Genomic DNA, 15,870 nt, shown 5'->3' on the forward strand with positions numbered 1-15,870 from the left:
TTTGATGAATTGATAGCGTTAGTTTATCGACAAACTTCATGCGAGGAAGCTGGACTATGGACAGTAATTCATTGAAAACTTATAAAAGATACCGTGTTCAAGGTTTTACACTACTGGATATACTTATTACTATTGGGGTAATTTACATTGTGATGCTTGGTTTGGTAAGTGGCGCTACACATAGCTATGAAGCAGTGAAAATGCAGCAAATTAGAAGTTATCTATTGCAGGTTCAGGCCATCCAGTCTCGTAATTGGTTAAATTCAGGGACGTATAGATCTCTGTCAGCGCTACCTTTACCAGACATTGATGGTGTGAAAATTACCGAGGATAAAGACATTGATGCAGGGTTTGCACTAAAGCTAACTATTGACTTCCTCTCTAAAGAAGCGCCGTGCAGAACGTTATCTATCACCGAAGAAGGGATAATACCCAAGTCATGTTTATTCTAACTGCAACTAAGTTCGGAACCCGATAGATCTTCTTTTTTGCCATTGCCATCACTGTCAATAGCCACCGATATTCTGCCATAAAGGGAAAGTAATAGCGCTGATGCATATGTGGCATCGTTGTCTTTTGGACAAATAGTAATCGTGGCCGATTCACTAATACTGCCTTGCTCACCAAAGGTAAGTGTGCCAGTTAATCCATAAATTGCATTGGCGGCATTCAATGGATCGCTTGTAATGATGAGGGCTTCGTCTGTGTCTCTACTGCCATTTCCATTATCGTCAATGAATACCATCTTGGCATTTTTCCAATTGGTAACACAACTGGTGTAATTTGCCGTAGGGCACATGAGTACAGTGGTTTGTTCATTTACGGCAGTAAAGCGAGCGTGTTGAACAACAGCACTTAAGCTATTTAAATCTGATGTTATCCTGTTCTTAATTAAGATGCTTTGAATACTGGGGGCAACCGAGGTAAGTATTATTGCCAAAACAGCAACTGCCACTAACATTTCCAATAGCGTAAGGCCGCGCTGTGTCGACAGAACAGAATGCTGTGGCATGTGGCGAAAATGACAATTCATATTAGCGGTTTTCTCGTTCTTTATCGCGAACTATCTCGCAAAATTCGTTCACATCACTAACGATATTTATGCGTATTGAGCAAAAGTCAGTGAGTTTTATAGCTCAGCAGTTTTGAAGTTTCTCGGTTACACTTTCATCGTTTAGGGTAGACTAAATAAAAATGTTTAGGGTATGTATTATTGCTATATCGCATGGCAAGTCATACACACTCAATAGTGCCTGTTGAATGCGCAAACAACGTGTATTTAAATACGAGTGTTAATTATAGTAACATTAAAACGGTGAAATCAGCGATGTAGTGAACGCTATACCACTAACATTTACATGCATATTGTCGTACACTCAACCATTGGAATGCCCCAACAAAACGTGGATATTAAGATGCAGAAACAAGCAGTTATCGAAGAAATGAAAGTGCTGCCTGAAATTGACGTGGAATATGAAGTTGCACGTCGAGTCTCGTTTATTAAAAAGCAGTTACTAAGATCGGGTTTGAACGCCCTTGTATTGGGCATTAGTGGTGGAATAGATTCATGTACATTAGGGCGTTTAGCGCAGTTAGCGGTAGACGAACTTAATCAAGAACATCACGAGAAATACCAGTTTATAGCGGTGCGACTACCTTATGGCACGCAAGCTGATGAAGAAGATGCGCAGAAATCGATTGATTTCATTCAACCTACTCACGCGGTCACGGTTAATGTACAGCCCGGTGCTGATGCCATTCATGGGTCTACAGTTGATGCACTAACGCAGGCTGATTTGTTACCTGCTGATGAGGCAAAGCAAGACTTTGTAAAAGGTAACGTTAAAGCGCGTACACGTATGGTTATTCAGTATGAAATTGCAGGAATGGTGGACGGTTTAGTGCTTGGCACTGACCACTCTGCAGAAAATATCACAGGTTTCTATACAAAATATGGTGACGGCGCATGCGACCTTGCCCCTTTATTTGGCTTAAGTAAGCGCCAGGTTCGTGCTGTTGCTGCGCATTTAGGAGCTCCGCATAATGTTATCACCAAAGCGCCAACTGCCGATTTAGAGAGTCTTTCGCCGCAAAAGGCGGATGAGCAGGCTTTGGGTATGACATACGATCAAATTGATGACTTTTTGGAAGGAAAGTCAGTTTCTGCAGAAGTGGAAGAGAAGTTGCTCTATATTTATGAGCGCACTCAACACAAACGTGTACCAATTCCAACAATTTATGATGAGTTGTAATCATGAAAAAAATCGAAGCTATCATTAAACCATTTAAAATGGATGATGTAAGGGAAGCGCTCGCTGAAGTCGGTATTGCGGGTATGACGGTATCTGAAGTGAAAGGCTTTGGTCGTCAAAAAGGACACACCGAGCTCTATCGCGGTGCAGAGTATCAAGTAGATTTTCTACCTAAAATCAAAATTGAATTGGTGTTAGACGACGACCGTGTCGAACAAGCTGTAGAAGCCATTCAAAATTCTGCGAAAACAGGAAAAATTGGTGACGGTAAGATTTTCGTTTACAACGTAGAAACAGCCGTTCGCATCCGTACTGGTGAACAAAACGAAGACGCCATATAACGCGCTTTCACTTATTTAAAAAAAGGGAGCTTGGCTCCCTTTCTTGTTACTACTTCTTTATTAATGATCGTGACCACAACCGCCTGCGCCGTGGGCGTGCCCATGTTGTAGTTCTTCTGCCGTTGCTTCGCGAACATCAACAACATTTACGTCAAACGTCAATGGAATACCAGACAGTGGGTGGTTACCATCAACAACGACTTCTTCGTCGGTTGTTTCAATGATAATCACAGATTGTTCACCTTGTGGCGTGGTTGCTCTAAATGACATTCCCACTTCTACGTCCATACCTTCGAACATAGAGCGTGGTACGGTTTGAACCAGTTCATCAGCGCGTTCGCCATAGGCTCTTTCAGGTTCAACAGAAACGTTGAAACTGTCGCCTTTTGACTTTCCAATTAGTGCGTCTTCTAATCCCTCAATAAGAAAACGGCGCCCTAGCAACACTACCAGTGGAGATTTTCCTTCTGAAGAATCAAGCGTAGTGCCATCTTCGGTAGACACGGTGTAGTGAAGCGTAACAACGCTGTCAGAGGTAATTGTCATAGCAGATCCTATTTGAGGCCCTTGTCAATTTTGGGCAATGAATGTAAAGCCGAAAAACGCGTACTTTAGCGACGTTTTTTAACAATATTACTCGCTTGTTGCTCAATACTGTACGGCAAGCTGTAAGGGTAACAGGTAATGGCATGATTATCAGCCAATCTGTGTAAATCTTCTGGTGTGGTGTCGTTAGAAAGTACGGCCATAAACCAGGTCTCCCCGTCGAGTTTAGCAACGCTTATCACGGTACCTGCAACGCGCCAGTTTTCTCCCAATTGTTTTTCTAGGGTATCCCCAGCGCATAAGTCAACGGGTTCATCGATACTGAAACTGTAGGCAGCACGTTTGTTTTTCCCTAGAAAGCGGGTACGTGCAACGACCTCTTGGCCCATATAACAACCTTTGTCAAAGTCGATTCCATTAAGGGCTTGTACGTTCATCATTTGAGGAATGTACTCAGCGACCGTTTGCTCTCCCAAAGATGGATGCGCACTTTCAATTTGTAGTGCGTCGAAAACGTGCCGTGAATAGCATGTGATATCAGCGCTAGAAAGTTTGCTCTTAAGCTCTTTAGCTGCTTCTTGCGTTAAAATGGCAATAACGCCTTGTCTAGCCAAACCACTGCTAAACACTACGCCATGCTCTGAATTTTCAAATTTTGCATAGCCAACATCTTCAGCCGCTACTGGGGTACTGAAGTCTGCATTCGGGAAGGAAGCGCCAAGTACCTCATCAACCGCACTTTGAGAAATGTAAAACACGCCAAAGTCTTTTGATGTATCAAGGATATCAACTTTAGAAAATACACTGTACTTGTTGAGTTGAAACAAAGAGTGGCTTCCTGACGCGGCGTTGGTCAGCATGAGTAGTTGCTGTGCGAAACGGGTTACATAGCCAGTTGACCAAGTTTTTCCCTTGTTATCACAATGTGCGTAATGACGCGCAGTATTATTATCAAGTTTATTGATATTAACCGTAATTTGCCCGTGTAAATAGCTATCTGCTTGTTCACCTTTAAGTGAAATGAGCATACTTTCGGTTAAATTAACGGCAAACTTGTCGGGTAATTCGCGTAAAACTGATAACGACGTCATAGGTAACTCTCATAAATTGCATATTGCTCTCTACTTATGGCAAGCGCGCCATTTATCAAGGGCAAACCGAGTAATAATGCGCAAAAAAAGTGTGTTTATGCCATGCTTGTAGTACATGGTTACACCATCAGACCAAAAGAGCAGTGATCCGCACTAGGATGACATGGTATTATTAAGTGTAAATTCAAAACAATAAATAAAGATATTATGTTTGAACCTAAAAGATTAGCTCGATTGAAGTGGGCATGCCGTCGCGGCATGCTTGAATTAGATGTTTTGTTATTGCCTTTTGTAGAAGAAGCGTTTGATTCGTTAAGTTATGAAGATCAAGAAACGTTTGAACGGTTATTGACCAGTGACGATCCTGATTTATTTGCTTGGATCATGGGGCATCAAAAGTGTGAAGACCCAGAACTAGCGGCTATGGTGGCGACCATCGTCAACCGTGTCAAAGTATAGAATAGTAGTAACGCATTCAGCTTATAGGCCCTTAATGGGTTTTTGCTGTTTAGTTGCCTGTAGCACAGCGACACTATTTAGTTTATCCGCCTCAACATGGACATGGATAAATGGTCCACTTGTTGTTGCTTTGTGGGCACTAGTAAGTGTGTTAGGTATCATTTTTACGGCCTTGTTATCGCGAAACGCGCCGTTGAATTATGCACTTTCACTCACTAGCAATGGTATTATTCAACGAGTAGTTGATAACCAAAACGTCACAAAGCAAGGTACTTTTCATGAAGCGCAGACAGGTATTGACGAAAGCTTGCCAATGCAAATACACGCTTCTTCTCAACTGTTCCCGTGGGGACTGAATCTAAACGTGGCTAAGGTTAGTCATAAACGTTTTAGTAAAAGCTATGCCCATTTGGGATGGGTTCTAAAGAACGAATGTTCACAAGCAGATTATCGTCGTTTGTGCAGAGCGATTATATTAGCGAAAAAGGAATGCGTTTAAAGATGTTTTTTAGGAATACACAAGATGCTTCGTGAGTACATCATGGCGCTTTTCAAGCGCACAGATACGCGACAGTTGATGCAATTCAAACCTCCAACATTACCTCAGCGTATCTACACTAAAGCACTGCTTGTCGATAACATACATTATGGTCGTTATTGCCAAGAGATCGATTGGCCAGCAAATGCATCAATGCATCCTCTTTATTTGCAGACAATGTCCTTGCCGCTACAAATGCAATGCCTGTTAGACAAGCAAAGTCCATTTCCTTTACTAGGCTTAATTCACGCTGGTAATCACGTAAGTGTGTTGGGCGACTGCGATTTAAGTGAAGCATTTGAATGTCGAGTACGGTTTCACGATGTTCGCCCGCATGCTCGAGGATGGGAAGTTGATGTTATGCTAGAAGCTCGGCAAGCCGGCCTGCTGGTTTATCGTGCAGTGAGCAGTTATTTAGTTAAGGTAAAAGCGGTACATGTCGCCCCTAGAACATTGCCTTCTGAAGCACATAATGAATGTGATGTTGAAGAAAAAGCGCTGATAGGCGAGGTGAGCCTTTCGCCCGATACAGGGCGTCGTTATGCATCACTTTCTGGCGATTACAACCCCATTCATTTATCTGCGTTAACTGCAAAAGCCTTCGGTTTTAAAAAGCCCATTGCTCACGGTATGTGGACGTTAGCAAGAGCGCTATCAGCATTTGTTTCACACAATAGCAAAGCTAGCGCTAATGGAACTGAATCAGTATGTCATATCACTGAAATTGCCTGTCGCTTTAAAAGACCAGTATTTCTACCAAATGACATACATATTCTTCAGCACTGTAAAACAGACAGTGATGTTTTACTGGATGTTACCAATGATGATGAATCGGCAACGCATTTATCAGCGCGTATTGAATTCCAATAATCAAAATCAAAATCAAAACCAAAAAGGGAGCGAATGCTCCCTTTTTTGACTTTACTCTTTTAAATTATACCAATCCGCATAGATAATTGCCCACTCAGAAGGCGCTGGCAAGTTTCCTAGCAAAGCGTGGGAATGCAGGAATGGCTGTTCCCTTTCAAATTCCCAGAATGAAGCTAGGAAGCTTGCCAGACCTTCCCGAAGGGCGAGTTTAAAATGTCCGTACTCTTTGTTGTGTCACCTTGATGTAGAACCACTATACCTGCGGTAACACGCCGCGATTACGAACATTTTAACTCTCGCTGAGTGGGTAATGGTCTATGCGGATTGGTATTACACCTCTGGCAAATCCATATCCGAAAAGCTGCCTTCGGTGATAAGCAAACCCACTTCAGCGCCAGAAAGCTGTTTATTTGGCGTTAGTATGGTTGGTAATGGCTCAGCCAATTGTTCAGGGTGGTCGAGGTTAAAATGCAACCCTCGGCTTTCCTTGCGTGCCATAGCACAACGAACAATAAGTTCTGCCACCGTGACCAAATTTCTCAACTCAAGCAAGTTATTACTTACTCTAAAGTGTGCATAGTATTCGGCAATCTCTTGCTCTAATAGTTTGATGCGCCGCATAGCACGTTCTAATCGCTTGTCTGTACGCACAATACCTACGTAATCCCACATAAATAATCGCAATTCGTGCCAGTTGTGCTGAATAATAACTTCTTCATCAGAGTTAGAGACTTGGCTCTCATCCCACGGCGCTATAGTTTCTTGGCATTCTGCGCTCGGTAGTTTGCTGATGATATGTTCAGCAGCTGCCGATGCAAATACAACACATTCCAATAATGAATTGGATGCCATACGGTTTGCCCCATGCAGACCCGTATAGGCGACCTCGCCAATAGCATAAACATTGTCTAAATCAGTTTTTGCATTAAAGTCAGTAATTACGCCACCACAGCTGTAGTGAGCAGCTGGTACAACGGGAATAGGCTCTCTGGTAATATCGATACCCAGTGAACGGCATTTGCGGTAGATATTAGGGAAGTGTTTTACGATAAAGTCAGCGGGCTTGTGACTAATATCAAGGTACATGCAATCTGCACCCAAACGCTTCATTTCATAATCGATAGCGCGCGCAACAACGTCTCGCGGTGCAAGATCACCCCGTTCATCAAATTTGTGCATGAAACGGGTGCCATCAGCGTGACATAAATTGGCACCTTCTCCGCGCAGTGCTTCGGTAATCAGGAAGTTTCTTGCTTGCGGGTGGAATAAGCACGTGGGGTGGAATTGGTTGAATTCCATATTGGCAACTCGGCAGCCCGCACGCCAGGCCATAGCAATACCATCACCACTAGAAACATCAGGGTTCGAGGTATACTGATAAACCTTACTTCCGCCACCTGTTGCAAGAGCAATAAATGGTGCGCGGATAACCTCTACGTGTTCTTGTTGTCTGTTCCAAACATAAGCACCAACGCAGTGATTCTTTTTCGATTTAGAAGGAATTAAATCGATGGCGTTGTAGCGCTCAAAAATATGAATGTTTGGATGAGTAGAAACCGCGTCGTTCAGGGTAATTTGAAGTGCCTCACCAGTGGCATCGGCAGCGTGCAAAATTCTTCTATGGCTGTGGCCGCCTTCACGGGTTAAATGAAAACGCTCTTCGCCAGACTCATTTTTCTCGGTATCAAATGGCACACCATAGCCAATTAGCCATTCTAGTGCTGATTTTGCGCGTTCAGCGGTAAAACGAACAGCTGGTTCATCACATAGACCACCGCCAGCCTTCAGTGTATCCTTAACGTGTGCATCAATAGAGTCTTGTTCATCGAATACGGCAGCGATGCCACCTTGAGCGTAACGTGTCGAACCTTCATTTCTGTCACTTTTACTTAAAACGATAACTTGGCAATGGTCAGCAAGCTTTAACGCCAAGCTAAGACCAGCCGCGCCACTTCCAATTATTAAGACATCACAGCGATGTTCTAGTGCATTTGACGTGGAAGTTAGTGAAGACGATACAGATTTCATGTATTTTTATAACAATTCAAATGAACAAAGGTTCGGCAAGTCTAAAGGATGAGCGGCAAAACACAATGATTGTTCGCCACACAGACACGCATTTTTTAAAATATTTAATGCTTAAACAGAACTTTTCAAAAAAGAACACGTCTATACCCATGCTTGTGAGAGCTAGTGTGTAGTAGAAGTAGGGAGTAACGGCTCGAATGAGCGAGCAGATAACCGACCAACAATTGGTTGAAAGAGTACAGCGTGGCGACAAAAATGCATTTAATTTGTTGGTAACTCGTTATCAACACAAAGTGATGCATTTGGTTTCTCGTTATGTGAAAAATACGGGTGACGTAGCAGATGTAACGCAAGAAGCGTTTATTAAAGCATACCGAGCGTTACCTAATTTTCGTGGTGACAGTGCGTTTTATACTTGGTTATATCGCATTGCAGTTAATAGCGCGAAGAACTATCTAGTATCGCAAGGGCGTAAACCGCCTGCGAGCGACGTAGATGCTGATGAAGCAGATTTTTATGAAGGCAGTGACGCGCTAAAAGAGCAGTCAACGCCAGAGCGAAGTTTGTTATCTGAAGAGATTGAAGAGACGCTTTTTAAAGTAGTAGAGAAGTTACCTGACGATTTGCGTATGGCAATTACGCTTAGGGAAATTGAAGGGTTGAGCTACGAAGAAATTGCGAGCGTGATGTCATGCCCAGTTGGAACGGTAAGATCACGTATTTTCAGGGCGCGAGAAGCCATAGATAAAGTAATTCAGCCGCTGCTAGAAAATTAATCAAAATAAAATTGAAAAAAGATGAACTTTCTTTTTTATAGATGACTAACAGCTGTGTTAGGGTAGTTAACGATCAAATTGATCTGGAAATGAATATATGACGCAACAGCAAGAAAAATTGTCCGCATTCATGGATGGTGAGATAGAAGGCAATGACATCATCGATGCAATTAAGCACGATGCAGACCTTCAAGCCAAATGGCAACGTTACCATGTTATTCGCGGTGCAATGCGCAAAGAAGCCAGCGTGGCTCCTCAGCTAGATATTACTGCAAGCGTAGCTGCTGCATTGGAAAGTGAACCTGCTATTGTTGCGCCGAAGCAATCGCGCTGGCGGTCAATTCCTGTTTTAGGCAGTGTTGTACCGTTTGCGAAGCAATCGGGTCAATTTGCTGTAGCGGCGTCAGTAGCGTTAGCCGTTATTGTTGGGGTTCAGCAATACAACCAACCAGCACCAACGGAACCGTTTATGACTGCGCCTACTATTGCACCACAAGGTGGATTGGCGCCGGTTAGCTTAGAGCAGTCTCGTGCATTACCGCGTAATGATATGAACGAGGTGCTTGAAAGAAAACGCAAAATAAACGCGTTGATTGCTGACCATGAACAGCAAATTCGGTTGAAGCAAGCACAAGAGGCGAGCGCTGAAGAAGAGCAGGTCGAGCAAGTTAATCCAGAGTAAGCCCTGCTTGTTATTTCGTTTTTAATGCATACCAGCATATACTGCTGGTATGTTTGTTTCTAAGGCAATGAAAATGCGCAGTAGTTCTTTAATTGCACTCTTATCTATTTTTCTCCTCCTATCATCAATTACTGGCTTTTCAGCAAATGCGCAAACATCAAATGCGTCATTGAACGATGCTGAACAAAGTGGGAAGCAAGCCACTCAACCCTCGCAAGACAGTGAGGACAATACACTACCCCCGCTAGCGGCTAGCAACACTGCGGGTTTAACCATGCAGAAAAATGTCTCTCATTGGTTAGGTCAGCTGCAGCGCATTGTCTCTGGCGCAAATTTCCAAGTGACCTTTGTGCAAACTAAAGCGGGTAAAGAAACCGTGCCTTACTTATGGCGTCATGGTTTGTTAGCAAATGGCAGCGAAGTAGAGCAGCTTAATCTTCAAAATGGCCCAGGGCGTGAACTTATTCGCGTTAATGACATTGTTAGTGTTTTTGAGCCAGATGTAGCGCCCTATAGTTTACATTCAGAACATATCAATGGACCGATACCCACAGTGTTGGTTTACCATCCTACACAGTTGCTTGAAGCCTATGAATTTGTGCCTGTAGGACGAGCTCGGGTCGCTGGGCGCTCAGCACAGCAAATTCGTATCGTAAGTCGAGACAATACCCGCTTTGGTTATCAGATATGGCTTGATGAAGAAACAGGTATGCTGTTGAAGCTTAACATGCTGGACTTACAAGGTGGGTTGTTAGAACAAATCCAAGTCACCACATTTGCAATTACGCCTGAGCCGTCTGAGTATTTTTCGCGTATTAACGCCAGTTCGTTACCTAAGCCAATGGCGATGGGAAATAGCCAAACGCGTAATCACAATTGGGAAGTGGGTTATTTACCGTTAGGTATGCGAGAAGTAAAAGAGGATACGCGACGATTAGCCTTAACAGGGCAAGTAGTAGATTATAAACTCTTTTCTGATGGATTAGTGGACGTGTCTGTTTACGTACAGCCGGCGGACGACGCCATTGGCGGCGATTTAGCGCTACGCAATGAATTAAGTACATTCTTAACGCTCACTGATGGCAAGGCTCAAGTGACGGTAGTGGGTGAAATTCCTCTACAAACGGCCAATGCAATTGCTACGTCATTGAGGCCTCGACCAGAAAATTAGGGTTGAAGCGGGTTTCCCCTTAATTACGTAGCTATAATCTTTTAACAGAAAGGTCATTTGACTACATGATCAAAGAAACAGCAATCGTGGTGGCGGTTCAAGGCGATGTGGTAACCGTTGAAGCGGCGATAAAGTCGACGTGTAATAGTTGCCAAGCACAGAGCGATTGTGGCACGGGTATTATTTCACGTGCAATTGCCCCTAAAACACAACAGTTGACATTTTCAACACCTAATCCCGTAAGTATTGGACAGCAAGTAACGGTAGGTATTCCTGAGGCAGGCGTATTAAGTGCATCTGCGTGGTTGTATATATTGCCTTTGTTAGTATTTATCGCTACCTATATTGGGTCATTCGCTTTATTAGCTAAATTGGGTTATACCCATGAATTATTGGCGCTTTTGCCAAGCGTTGCACTTACTGTTTTAGGTTATCAATGGATAGCGCGAAAGATGCGCCGTATAGACAAAGCTAAATACCAGCCCGTTATACTCAATGGCCTTAACGAAAAATAGAATACTGTTGCCGCTTCAGCTAAAGGTTTGATTTAGATTTTTAACGTTGCTTTCTGACATTTCGGCCACGCTAATTCGCTTTTCGGTAAAGAAATGGGTAAAATCCGCTCGCGCTGCGTTTATCCACATTCGCTAGTCGCTATTTTTATTTTGTTTAATGAATTTTTCTGCAGGTAATTTCCAGCATTATGCAACAGTCGCACATTCGTAATTTCAGTATTATTGCCCACATTGACCACGGTAAGTCTACATTGTCAGACCGTTTAATTCAGCATTGTGGAGGGCTTTCCGATAGAGAGATGGCTGAACAAGTTCTAGACTCAATGGACTTGGAGAAAGAGCGTGGAATTACCATCAAAGCACAAAGTGTAACGCTTAATTATGAAGCGCGCGATGGCGAAACGTATCAATTGAATTTCATCGATACACCAGGGCACGTAGACTTCACTTATGAAGTTTCTCGCTCGCTAGCTGCCTGTGAAGGTGCGCTATTGGTAGTCGACGCGGGTCAGGGAGTTGAAGCACAAACCCTTGCGAACTGTTACACCGCCATTGAAATGGATATGGAAGTAGTGCCGGTTCTTAACAAAATTGACCTGCCACAAGCAGAGCCAGATCGCGTCGCAGAAGAAATTGAAGATATTGTTGGTATTGATGCTGTTGATGCCGTTCGCTGCTCAGCAAAAACCGGCATTGGTATTGAAGACGTACTTGAAGTTATCGTTAATAAAATTCCTCCACCTGAGGGTGACCGTGAAGCACCGCTTAAAGCCCTTATTATTGACTCTTGGTTTGACAACTACCAAGGAGTTGTGTCGTTAGTGCGAATTGTGGAAGGACAGCTAACGAAGAAAGACAAAATTCAAATTATGTCAAATGGCCAAGTTCATCAGGTTGATAAAATTGGTGTGTTTACACCTAAACCACTTGAAACAGGTTTATTACGAGCTGGTGAGGTTGGCTTTATAATCGCGGGTATTAAGGAGATTCACGGCGCGCCCGTGGGGGATACCATCACGCTATCTAAGCAGCCTGCGACTGAAATGCTGCCTGGCTTTAAGAAAGTGAAACCTCAAGTTTACGCGGGTATTTTCCCGATCAGCTCAGATGATTACGAAGATTTCCGCGATGCACTAGCAAAACTGAGCCTTAATGATGCATCTCTGTTCTACGAGCCAGAGAGTTCGGCAGCTTTGGGCTTTGGATTCCGCATTGGTTTTCTTGGTATGTTGCACATGGAAATTATCCAAGAGCGACTAGAGCGTGAATATGACTTGGGTCTTATTACCACAGCGCCTACCGTAATCTATGAAGTGGAAACTACCAAAGGCGAAGTCATTACCGTTGATAGCCCAGCAAAACTTCCACCTGTTAATGATATCGCGGAAATTCGCGAACCTATGGTTGAAGCCAATATTCTTGTACCTCAAGAATACTTAGGTAACGTCATTACCCTGTGTATAGAAAAACGCGGTATGCAAACCAATATGACATACCACGGCAAACAAGTTGCAGTAACTTATGAGCTTCCGATGGCTGAAGTAGTACTTGATTTCTTCGACCGTTTAAAGTCGACCAGTCGTGGTTTTGCATCACTTGATTACAATTTTAAACGCTTCCAAAGCTCAGATATGGTGCGTGTAGATATCCTAATTAACGGCGAACGGGTTGATGCATTGGCAGTTATTACTCACCGTGAGAACTCTCAAGGTCGTGGTCGCGAATTAGTAGAAAAACTGCGTGAATTAATTCCACGTCAAATGTTTGATATTGCTATTCAGGCGGCAATTGGTAACCACATTGTGGCGCGAAGTACTGTTAAACAGTTACGCAAAAACGTAATTGCAAAATGTTATGGTGGTGACGTAAGCCGTAAGAAAAAGTTACTTCAAAAACAGAAAGAAGGTAAGAAGCGAATGAAGCAAGTGGGTAACGTTGAATTACCTCAAGATGCATTCTTAGCAGTATTGAAGGTAGGTAAATAATGGCGAATTACTTCTCCCTCATTTTGGTGGCACTCACTTTTATTACAGGGTTAATTTGGCTAGTGGATAGCCTGGTGTTTGCACCAAAGCGCAAAGCGCGTTTGCAAGCTGCTGCGGCGGCGCAAGGCGCAAAATACGGAGAAGATCCACAATTGCCTTATCTGGTTGATACCTCTCAACAGATATTTCCCGTTATTGCTTTCGTATTAGTGTTGCGTTCGTTTATTTACGAGCCCTTCCAAATACCGTCTGGTTCGATGATGCCAACCCTTTTAGTGGGGGATTTTATTTTGGTTGAAAAATTCTCCTACGGAATAAAAGACCCGGTAGTGAGAAGTAAACTGATTGAAACCGGCGTGCCAGAGCGCGGTGATGTTGTGGTATTCAAATACCCAGAAGATACGTCAATCGACTACATCAAACGTGTAATTGGTTTGCCAGGTGATACAGTGGTGTATCAGAACAAGCAGGTTTACATAAAACCTAAATGCGAATCGGGAAGTGATTGTCCAAAACTTAAAGCGGTTCCACTAACCTTTCAAGAGCGTGGCGAGTTTGTTCAAGATATGGCGCAGTTAATGCGTTATACCGAAGATTTGGGTACGGTTTCTCATGATATTTTACGCCACCCTGTTCGTGAAATTTCACCACTTAATTTCTATACTCAGCCTGGTACGCGCAGCAACGAGTGGATTGTTCCAGAAGGACATTACTTCGTACTGGGAGACAATCGCGACAATAGCCGAGACAGTCGTTTCTGGGGCTTTGTACCCGATGAAAACCTTGTAGGTAAGGCTGTTGCCATTTGGATTTCCTTTGAGTTTGAAAGAACGCCATCTGACATACTTCCCACTTGGATACCTACAGGTATTCGCTTTGAACGAGTAGGTGGCATTCATTAATGCAGGGAATTGATAAATATCGTCGCCTCTACAAGGCGATAGGTTATACCTTTAACAATGAAGCGCTGCTTGAACAGGCGCTGACTCACCGAAGTGCGGCAAAGCAACACAATGAGCGTCTTGAGTTCTTAGGCGATGCAGTATTGGGCATGATTGTTGGCGAGACATTATTTAGACGCTTCCCGAGCGTGCCAGAAGGTAAACTCACCCGTATGCGTTCTACGTTGGTGAAAGGTGAGACATTGGCAGAGCTCGCCAAAGAAACCAGTGTCGGTGAATTGTTAAACCTTGGTCCCGGCGAATTAAAAAGTGGCGGCCATCGACGTAGCTCCATTTTGGCTGACGCTATAGAAGCTATTCTAGGCGCAATTTACCTTGATTCAGGTATGGATGAAGTACGTGGTGTCATTGACAGATTATGGGAAAGCCGCATTGAAAAGCTTGACCCTAATGCGCACCCCAAAGACAGTAAGACCCGCCTGCAAGAGTTCCTACAAGGACGCAAGCTTCCTTTGCCAACCTATGAAGTGTTATCGATATCAGGCAAAGATCACGCACAAACGTTTGAAGTAAGCTGTGCCGTGGAAAGTTTGGCAAAGCCTGTTAAAGCATCAGGTAATAGCCGCCGTAAGGCAGAACAAGAAGCTGCGCGATTAACGTTGGAGAAGCTAGATGACAACGGGTAATGAGACAGACATGCATGACGGGCCAGAAGTAAATACTCGCTGTGGTCTGGTTGCTATAGTTGGGCGCCCTAATGTGGGCAAGTCAACTTTACTAAATCGCCTGTTAGGGCAAAAGGTGAGTATTACATCGCGTAAGCCTCAAACTACACGTCATCGCATTTTAGGTATTGATACCGATGGTGATTATCAGGCTATTTATGTCGATACACCTGGACTTCACCAAGATGAAAAGCGCGCTATAAACCGTTACATGAATCGCGCAGCATCAAGCTCTCTTGCCGAAGTAGGTTTAGTCTTGTTTGTTGTTGAAGGCGACCGTTTCAACAGCGAAGACGAAATGGTGCTGACTAAAGTAAAGCAAGCTAACCTTCCTTGTTATCTGATCATCAACAAAATGGATAAAGTTGAAGATAAAGAAGCCTTCATGGTGCATCTGCAGAAATTAGGTGAAAAGCACCCGTTTGAGCACATGATTCCTATTAGCGCCAAGCAAGGAAAGATGATCGATGGTATTCGAGAGTTGGTTGCTGAGTCCTTACCACCGAGTGAGTTTTTCTTCCCTGAAGATTATATAACAGACCGTTCAAGCCGTTTTATGGCTGCTGAAATCATTCGTGAAAAGCTAATGCGCTTTACTGGCGATGAGTTACCGTATTCTACAACCGTAGAAATTGAACAGTTTAAAATGACTGAGAACGGTGTATACCGCATCAGTGGCCTTATTCTTGTTGAGCGTGAAACGCAAAAGCGCATGATCATTGGTAAAGGGGGTAAGCACCTTAAAACCATTGGCGAGCAAGCACGAAAAGACATGGAAAACTTGTTTGATAACAAAGTTTTTCTGGAGCTATGGGTTAAAGTGAAGCAAGGTTGGGCTGATGATGAGCGCGCACTTCGTTCACTTGGCTACGGCGACGACAGTAATTTCTAATACAAATGCAGTGAAAGGCGGCTTCTCTTACTAAGGTTAGGGGAACCTAAAACGGTGACCTCTTTTGCTTTTCACTGCGTAATCCTCTTACAGTATT

The 15,870-nt window shown here is 43.5% G+C and carries 18 protein-coding genes; 14 read left to right on the forward strand and 4 right to left on the reverse strand.

Features of this window, described 5'->3' with window-relative positions:
* The first annotated feature begins 56 nt into the window (after window positions 1-56).
* Window positions 57-452 carry a type II secretion system protein gene (locus EYR97_RS02550; RefSeq protein ID WP_131092253.1) on the forward strand — a complete coding sequence of 132 codons (396 nt, stop codon included), beginning with the start codon at window positions 57-59 and terminating at the stop codon, window positions 450-452.
* On the opposite strand, the gene EYR97_RS02555 is transcribed toward EYR97_RS02550, so the two are convergent.
* The gene (locus EYR97_RS02555) at window positions 449-1,033 is read right to left on the reverse strand and encodes a GspH/FimT family pseudopilin (RefSeq protein ID WP_242634850.1); all 585 of its coding nucleotides are present in this window, start codon (window positions 1,031-1,033) and stop codon (window positions 449-451) included. The two genes, EYR97_RS02550 and EYR97_RS02555, sit on opposite strands and share 4 nt — an antisense overlap.
* 382 nt (window positions 1,034-1,415) lie before the next feature.
* On the opposite strand from EYR97_RS02555, the gene nadE reads away from it, so the two are divergent.
* Window positions 1,416-2,252 (forward strand): ammonia-dependent NAD(+) synthetase, encoded by an 837-nt coding sequence (nadE, locus tag EYR97_RS02560; RefSeq protein ID WP_131092254.1) that lies wholly within the window; start codon window positions 1,416-1,418, stop codon window positions 2,250-2,252.
* Window positions 2,253-2,254: 2 nt separating this feature from the next.
* Complete coding sequence (locus EYR97_RS02565) at window positions 2,255-2,593, forward strand: P-II family nitrogen regulator (protein ID WP_131092255.1); 339 nt, start codon at window positions 2,255-2,257, stop codon at window positions 2,591-2,593.
* A gap of 60 nt (window positions 2,594-2,653) precedes the next feature.
* Here the strand turns inward: EYR97_RS02565 and EYR97_RS02570 are convergent, their stop codons facing one another.
* Both EYR97_RS02570 and EYR97_RS02575 read right to left on the reverse strand, forming a co-directional pair.
* Window positions 2,654-3,139 carry a peptidylprolyl isomerase gene (locus EYR97_RS02570; protein ID WP_131092256.1) on the reverse strand — a complete coding sequence of 162 codons (486 nt, stop codon included), beginning with the start codon at window positions 3,137-3,139 and terminating at the stop codon, window positions 2,654-2,656.
* Between the two features lie 65 nt (window positions 3,140-3,204).
* Window positions 3,205-4,230: a folate-binding protein YgfZ gene (locus EYR97_RS02575; RefSeq protein WP_131092257.1), complete on the reverse strand. Its 1,026-nt coding sequence runs from the start codon at window positions 4,228-4,230 to the stop codon at window positions 3,205-3,207.
* A gap of 207 nt (window positions 4,231-4,437) precedes the next feature.
* On the opposite strand from EYR97_RS02575, the gene EYR97_RS02580 reads away from it, so the two are divergent.
* From EYR97_RS02580 to EYR97_RS02590, 3 genes are read left to right on the forward strand one after another with little or no spacing between them, the layout of a single operon-like run.
* Entirely contained in the window at window positions 4,438-4,689 is a 252-nt protein-coding gene (locus EYR97_RS02580; RefSeq protein WP_014950112.1) for a succinate dehydrogenase assembly factor 2, read from the forward strand.
* Between the two features lie 34 nt (window positions 4,690-4,723).
* Window positions 4,724-5,188 carry a protein YgfX gene (locus EYR97_RS02585; protein ID WP_131092258.1) on the forward strand — a complete coding sequence of 155 codons (465 nt, stop codon included), beginning with the start codon at window positions 4,724-4,726 and terminating at the stop codon, window positions 5,186-5,188.
* A gap of 24 nt (window positions 5,189-5,212) precedes the next feature.
* Window positions 5,213-6,097 (forward strand): MaoC/PaaZ C-terminal domain-containing protein, encoded by an 885-nt coding sequence (locus tag EYR97_RS02590; protein WP_131092259.1) that lies wholly within the window; start codon window positions 5,213-5,215, stop codon window positions 6,095-6,097.
* 330 nt (window positions 6,098-6,427) lie between these two features.
* Here EYR97_RS02590 and nadB read toward each other — a convergent pair whose 3' ends face one another.
* Window positions 6,428-8,125, reverse strand: a complete 1,698-nt coding sequence (gene nadB, locus EYR97_RS02595) for an L-aspartate oxidase (protein WP_131092260.1) — start codon at window positions 8,123-8,125, stop codon at window positions 6,428-6,430.
* Window positions 8,126-8,322: 197 nt separating this feature from the next.
* Between nadB and rpoE the strand changes: the two genes are divergently transcribed.
* The 8 genes from rpoE (at window position 8,323) to era (ending at window position 15,773) form a co-directional block, all read left to right on the forward strand.
* The gene (rpoE, locus tag EYR97_RS02600) at window positions 8,323-8,901 is read left to right on the forward strand and encodes an RNA polymerase sigma factor RpoE (protein WP_131092261.1); all 579 of its coding nucleotides are present in this window, start codon (window positions 8,323-8,325) and stop codon (window positions 8,899-8,901) included.
* 97 nt (window positions 8,902-8,998) lie between these two features.
* Complete coding sequence (locus EYR97_RS02605; RefSeq protein ID WP_131092262.1) at window positions 8,999-9,583, forward strand: sigma-E factor negative regulatory protein; 585 nt, start codon at window positions 8,999-9,001, stop codon at window positions 9,581-9,583.
* 73 nt (window positions 9,584-9,656) lie between these two features.
* Window positions 9,657-10,754, forward strand: a complete 1,098-nt coding sequence (locus EYR97_RS02610; RefSeq protein ID WP_242634851.1) for a MucB/RseB C-terminal domain-containing protein — start codon at window positions 9,657-9,659, stop codon at window positions 10,752-10,754.
* 65 nt (window positions 10,755-10,819) lie between these two features.
* Window positions 10,820-11,269 (forward strand): SoxR reducing system RseC family protein, encoded by a 450-nt coding sequence (locus EYR97_RS02615; RefSeq protein WP_131092263.1) that lies wholly within the window; start codon window positions 10,820-10,822, stop codon window positions 11,267-11,269.
* A 188-nt stretch (window positions 11,270-11,457) separates the two neighbouring features.
* On the forward strand, window positions 11,458-13,254 hold the full coding sequence (lepA, locus tag EYR97_RS02620) for a translation elongation factor 4 (RefSeq protein ID WP_131092264.1): 1,797 nt from the start codon (window positions 11,458-11,460) through the stop codon (window positions 13,252-13,254).
* On the forward strand, window positions 13,254-14,156 hold the full coding sequence (gene lepB, locus EYR97_RS02625) for a signal peptidase I (RefSeq protein ID WP_131092265.1): 903 nt from the start codon (window positions 13,254-13,256) through the stop codon (window positions 14,154-14,156). The genes lepA and lepB overlap by 1 nt, the downstream gene beginning before the upstream one ends.
* On the forward strand, window positions 14,156-14,842 hold the full coding sequence (rnc, locus tag EYR97_RS02630) for a ribonuclease III (protein ID WP_131092266.1): 687 nt from the start codon (window positions 14,156-14,158) through the stop codon (window positions 14,840-14,842). The genes lepB and rnc overlap by 1 nt, the downstream gene beginning before the upstream one ends.
* On the forward strand, window positions 14,829-15,773 hold the full coding sequence (gene era, locus EYR97_RS02635) for a GTPase Era (protein WP_242634852.1): 945 nt from the start codon (window positions 14,829-14,831) through the stop codon (window positions 15,771-15,773). Before rnc ends, era begins: the two co-directional genes overlap by 14 nt.
* Window positions 15,774-15,870 lie beyond the last annotated feature (97 nt).

It is taken from the genome of Alteromonas sp. KUL42, assembly GCF_006538325.1.
Lineage (GTDB): Bacteria > Pseudomonadota > Gammaproteobacteria > Enterobacterales > Alteromonadaceae > Alteromonas.

What these genes read in the sequence shown, in the direction of transcription:
- EYR97_RS02615 (WP_131092263.1), top strand. Translation starts at nt 10,820, where the DNA reads ATGATCAAAGAAACAGCAATCGTGGTGGCGGTTCAAGGCGATGTGGTA.
- EYR97_RS02565 (WP_131092255.1), top strand. Translation starts at nt 2,255, where the DNA reads ATGAAAAAAATCGAAGCTATCATTAAACCATTTAAAATGGATGATGTA.
- EYR97_RS02575 (WP_131092257.1), bottom strand. Translation starts at nt 4,230, where the DNA reads ATGACGTCGTTATCAGTTTTACGCGAATTACCCGACAAGTTTGCCGTT.
- EYR97_RS02605 (WP_131092262.1), top strand. Translation starts at nt 8,999, where the DNA reads ATGACGCAACAGCAAGAAAAATTGTCCGCATTCATGGATGGTGAGATA.
- EYR97_RS02580 (WP_014950112.1), top strand. Translation starts at nt 4,438, where the DNA reads ATGTTTGAACCTAAAAGATTAGCTCGATTGAAGTGGGCATGCCGTCGC.
- EYR97_RS02610 (WP_242634851.1), top strand. Translation starts at nt 9,657, where the DNA reads ATGCGCAGTAGTTCTTTAATTGCACTCTTATCTATTTTTCTCCTCCTA.
- nadE (WP_131092254.1), top strand. Translation starts at nt 1,416, where the DNA reads ATGCAGAAACAAGCAGTTATCGAAGAAATGAAAGTGCTGCCTGAAATT.
- EYR97_RS02585 (WP_131092258.1), top strand. Translation starts at nt 4,724, where the DNA reads ATGGGTTTTTGCTGTTTAGTTGCCTGTAGCACAGCGACACTATTTAGT.
- lepB (WP_131092265.1), top strand. Translation starts at nt 13,254, where the DNA reads ATGGCGAATTACTTCTCCCTCATTTTGGTGGCACTCACTTTTATTACA.
- EYR97_RS02570 (WP_131092256.1), bottom strand. Translation starts at nt 3,139, where the DNA reads ATGACAATTACCTCTGACAGCGTTGTTACGCTTCACTACACCGTGTCT.
- EYR97_RS02590 (WP_131092259.1), top strand. Translation starts at nt 5,213, where the DNA reads ATGCTTCGTGAGTACATCATGGCGCTTTTCAAGCGCACAGATACGCGA.
- rpoE (WP_131092261.1), top strand. Translation starts at nt 8,323, where the DNA reads ATGAGCGAGCAGATAACCGACCAACAATTGGTTGAAAGAGTACAGCGT.
- lepA (WP_131092264.1), top strand. Translation starts at nt 11,458, where the DNA reads ATGCAACAGTCGCACATTCGTAATTTCAGTATTATTGCCCACATTGAC.
- era (WP_242634852.1), top strand. Translation starts at nt 14,829, where the DNA reads ATGACAACGGGTAATGAGACAGACATGCATGACGGGCCAGAAGTAAAT.
- EYR97_RS02550 (WP_131092253.1), top strand. Translation starts at nt 57, where the DNA reads ATGGACAGTAATTCATTGAAAACTTATAAAAGATACCGTGTTCAAGGT.
- EYR97_RS02555 (WP_242634850.1), bottom strand. Translation starts at nt 1,033, where the DNA reads ATGAATTGTCATTTTCGCCACATGCCACAGCATTCTGTTCTGTCGACA.
- nadB (WP_131092260.1), bottom strand. Translation starts at nt 8,125, where the DNA reads ATGAAATCTGTATCGTCTTCACTAACTTCCACGTCAAATGCACTAGAA.
- rnc (WP_131092266.1), top strand. Translation starts at nt 14,156, where the DNA reads ATGCAGGGAATTGATAAATATCGTCGCCTCTACAAGGCGATAGGTTAT.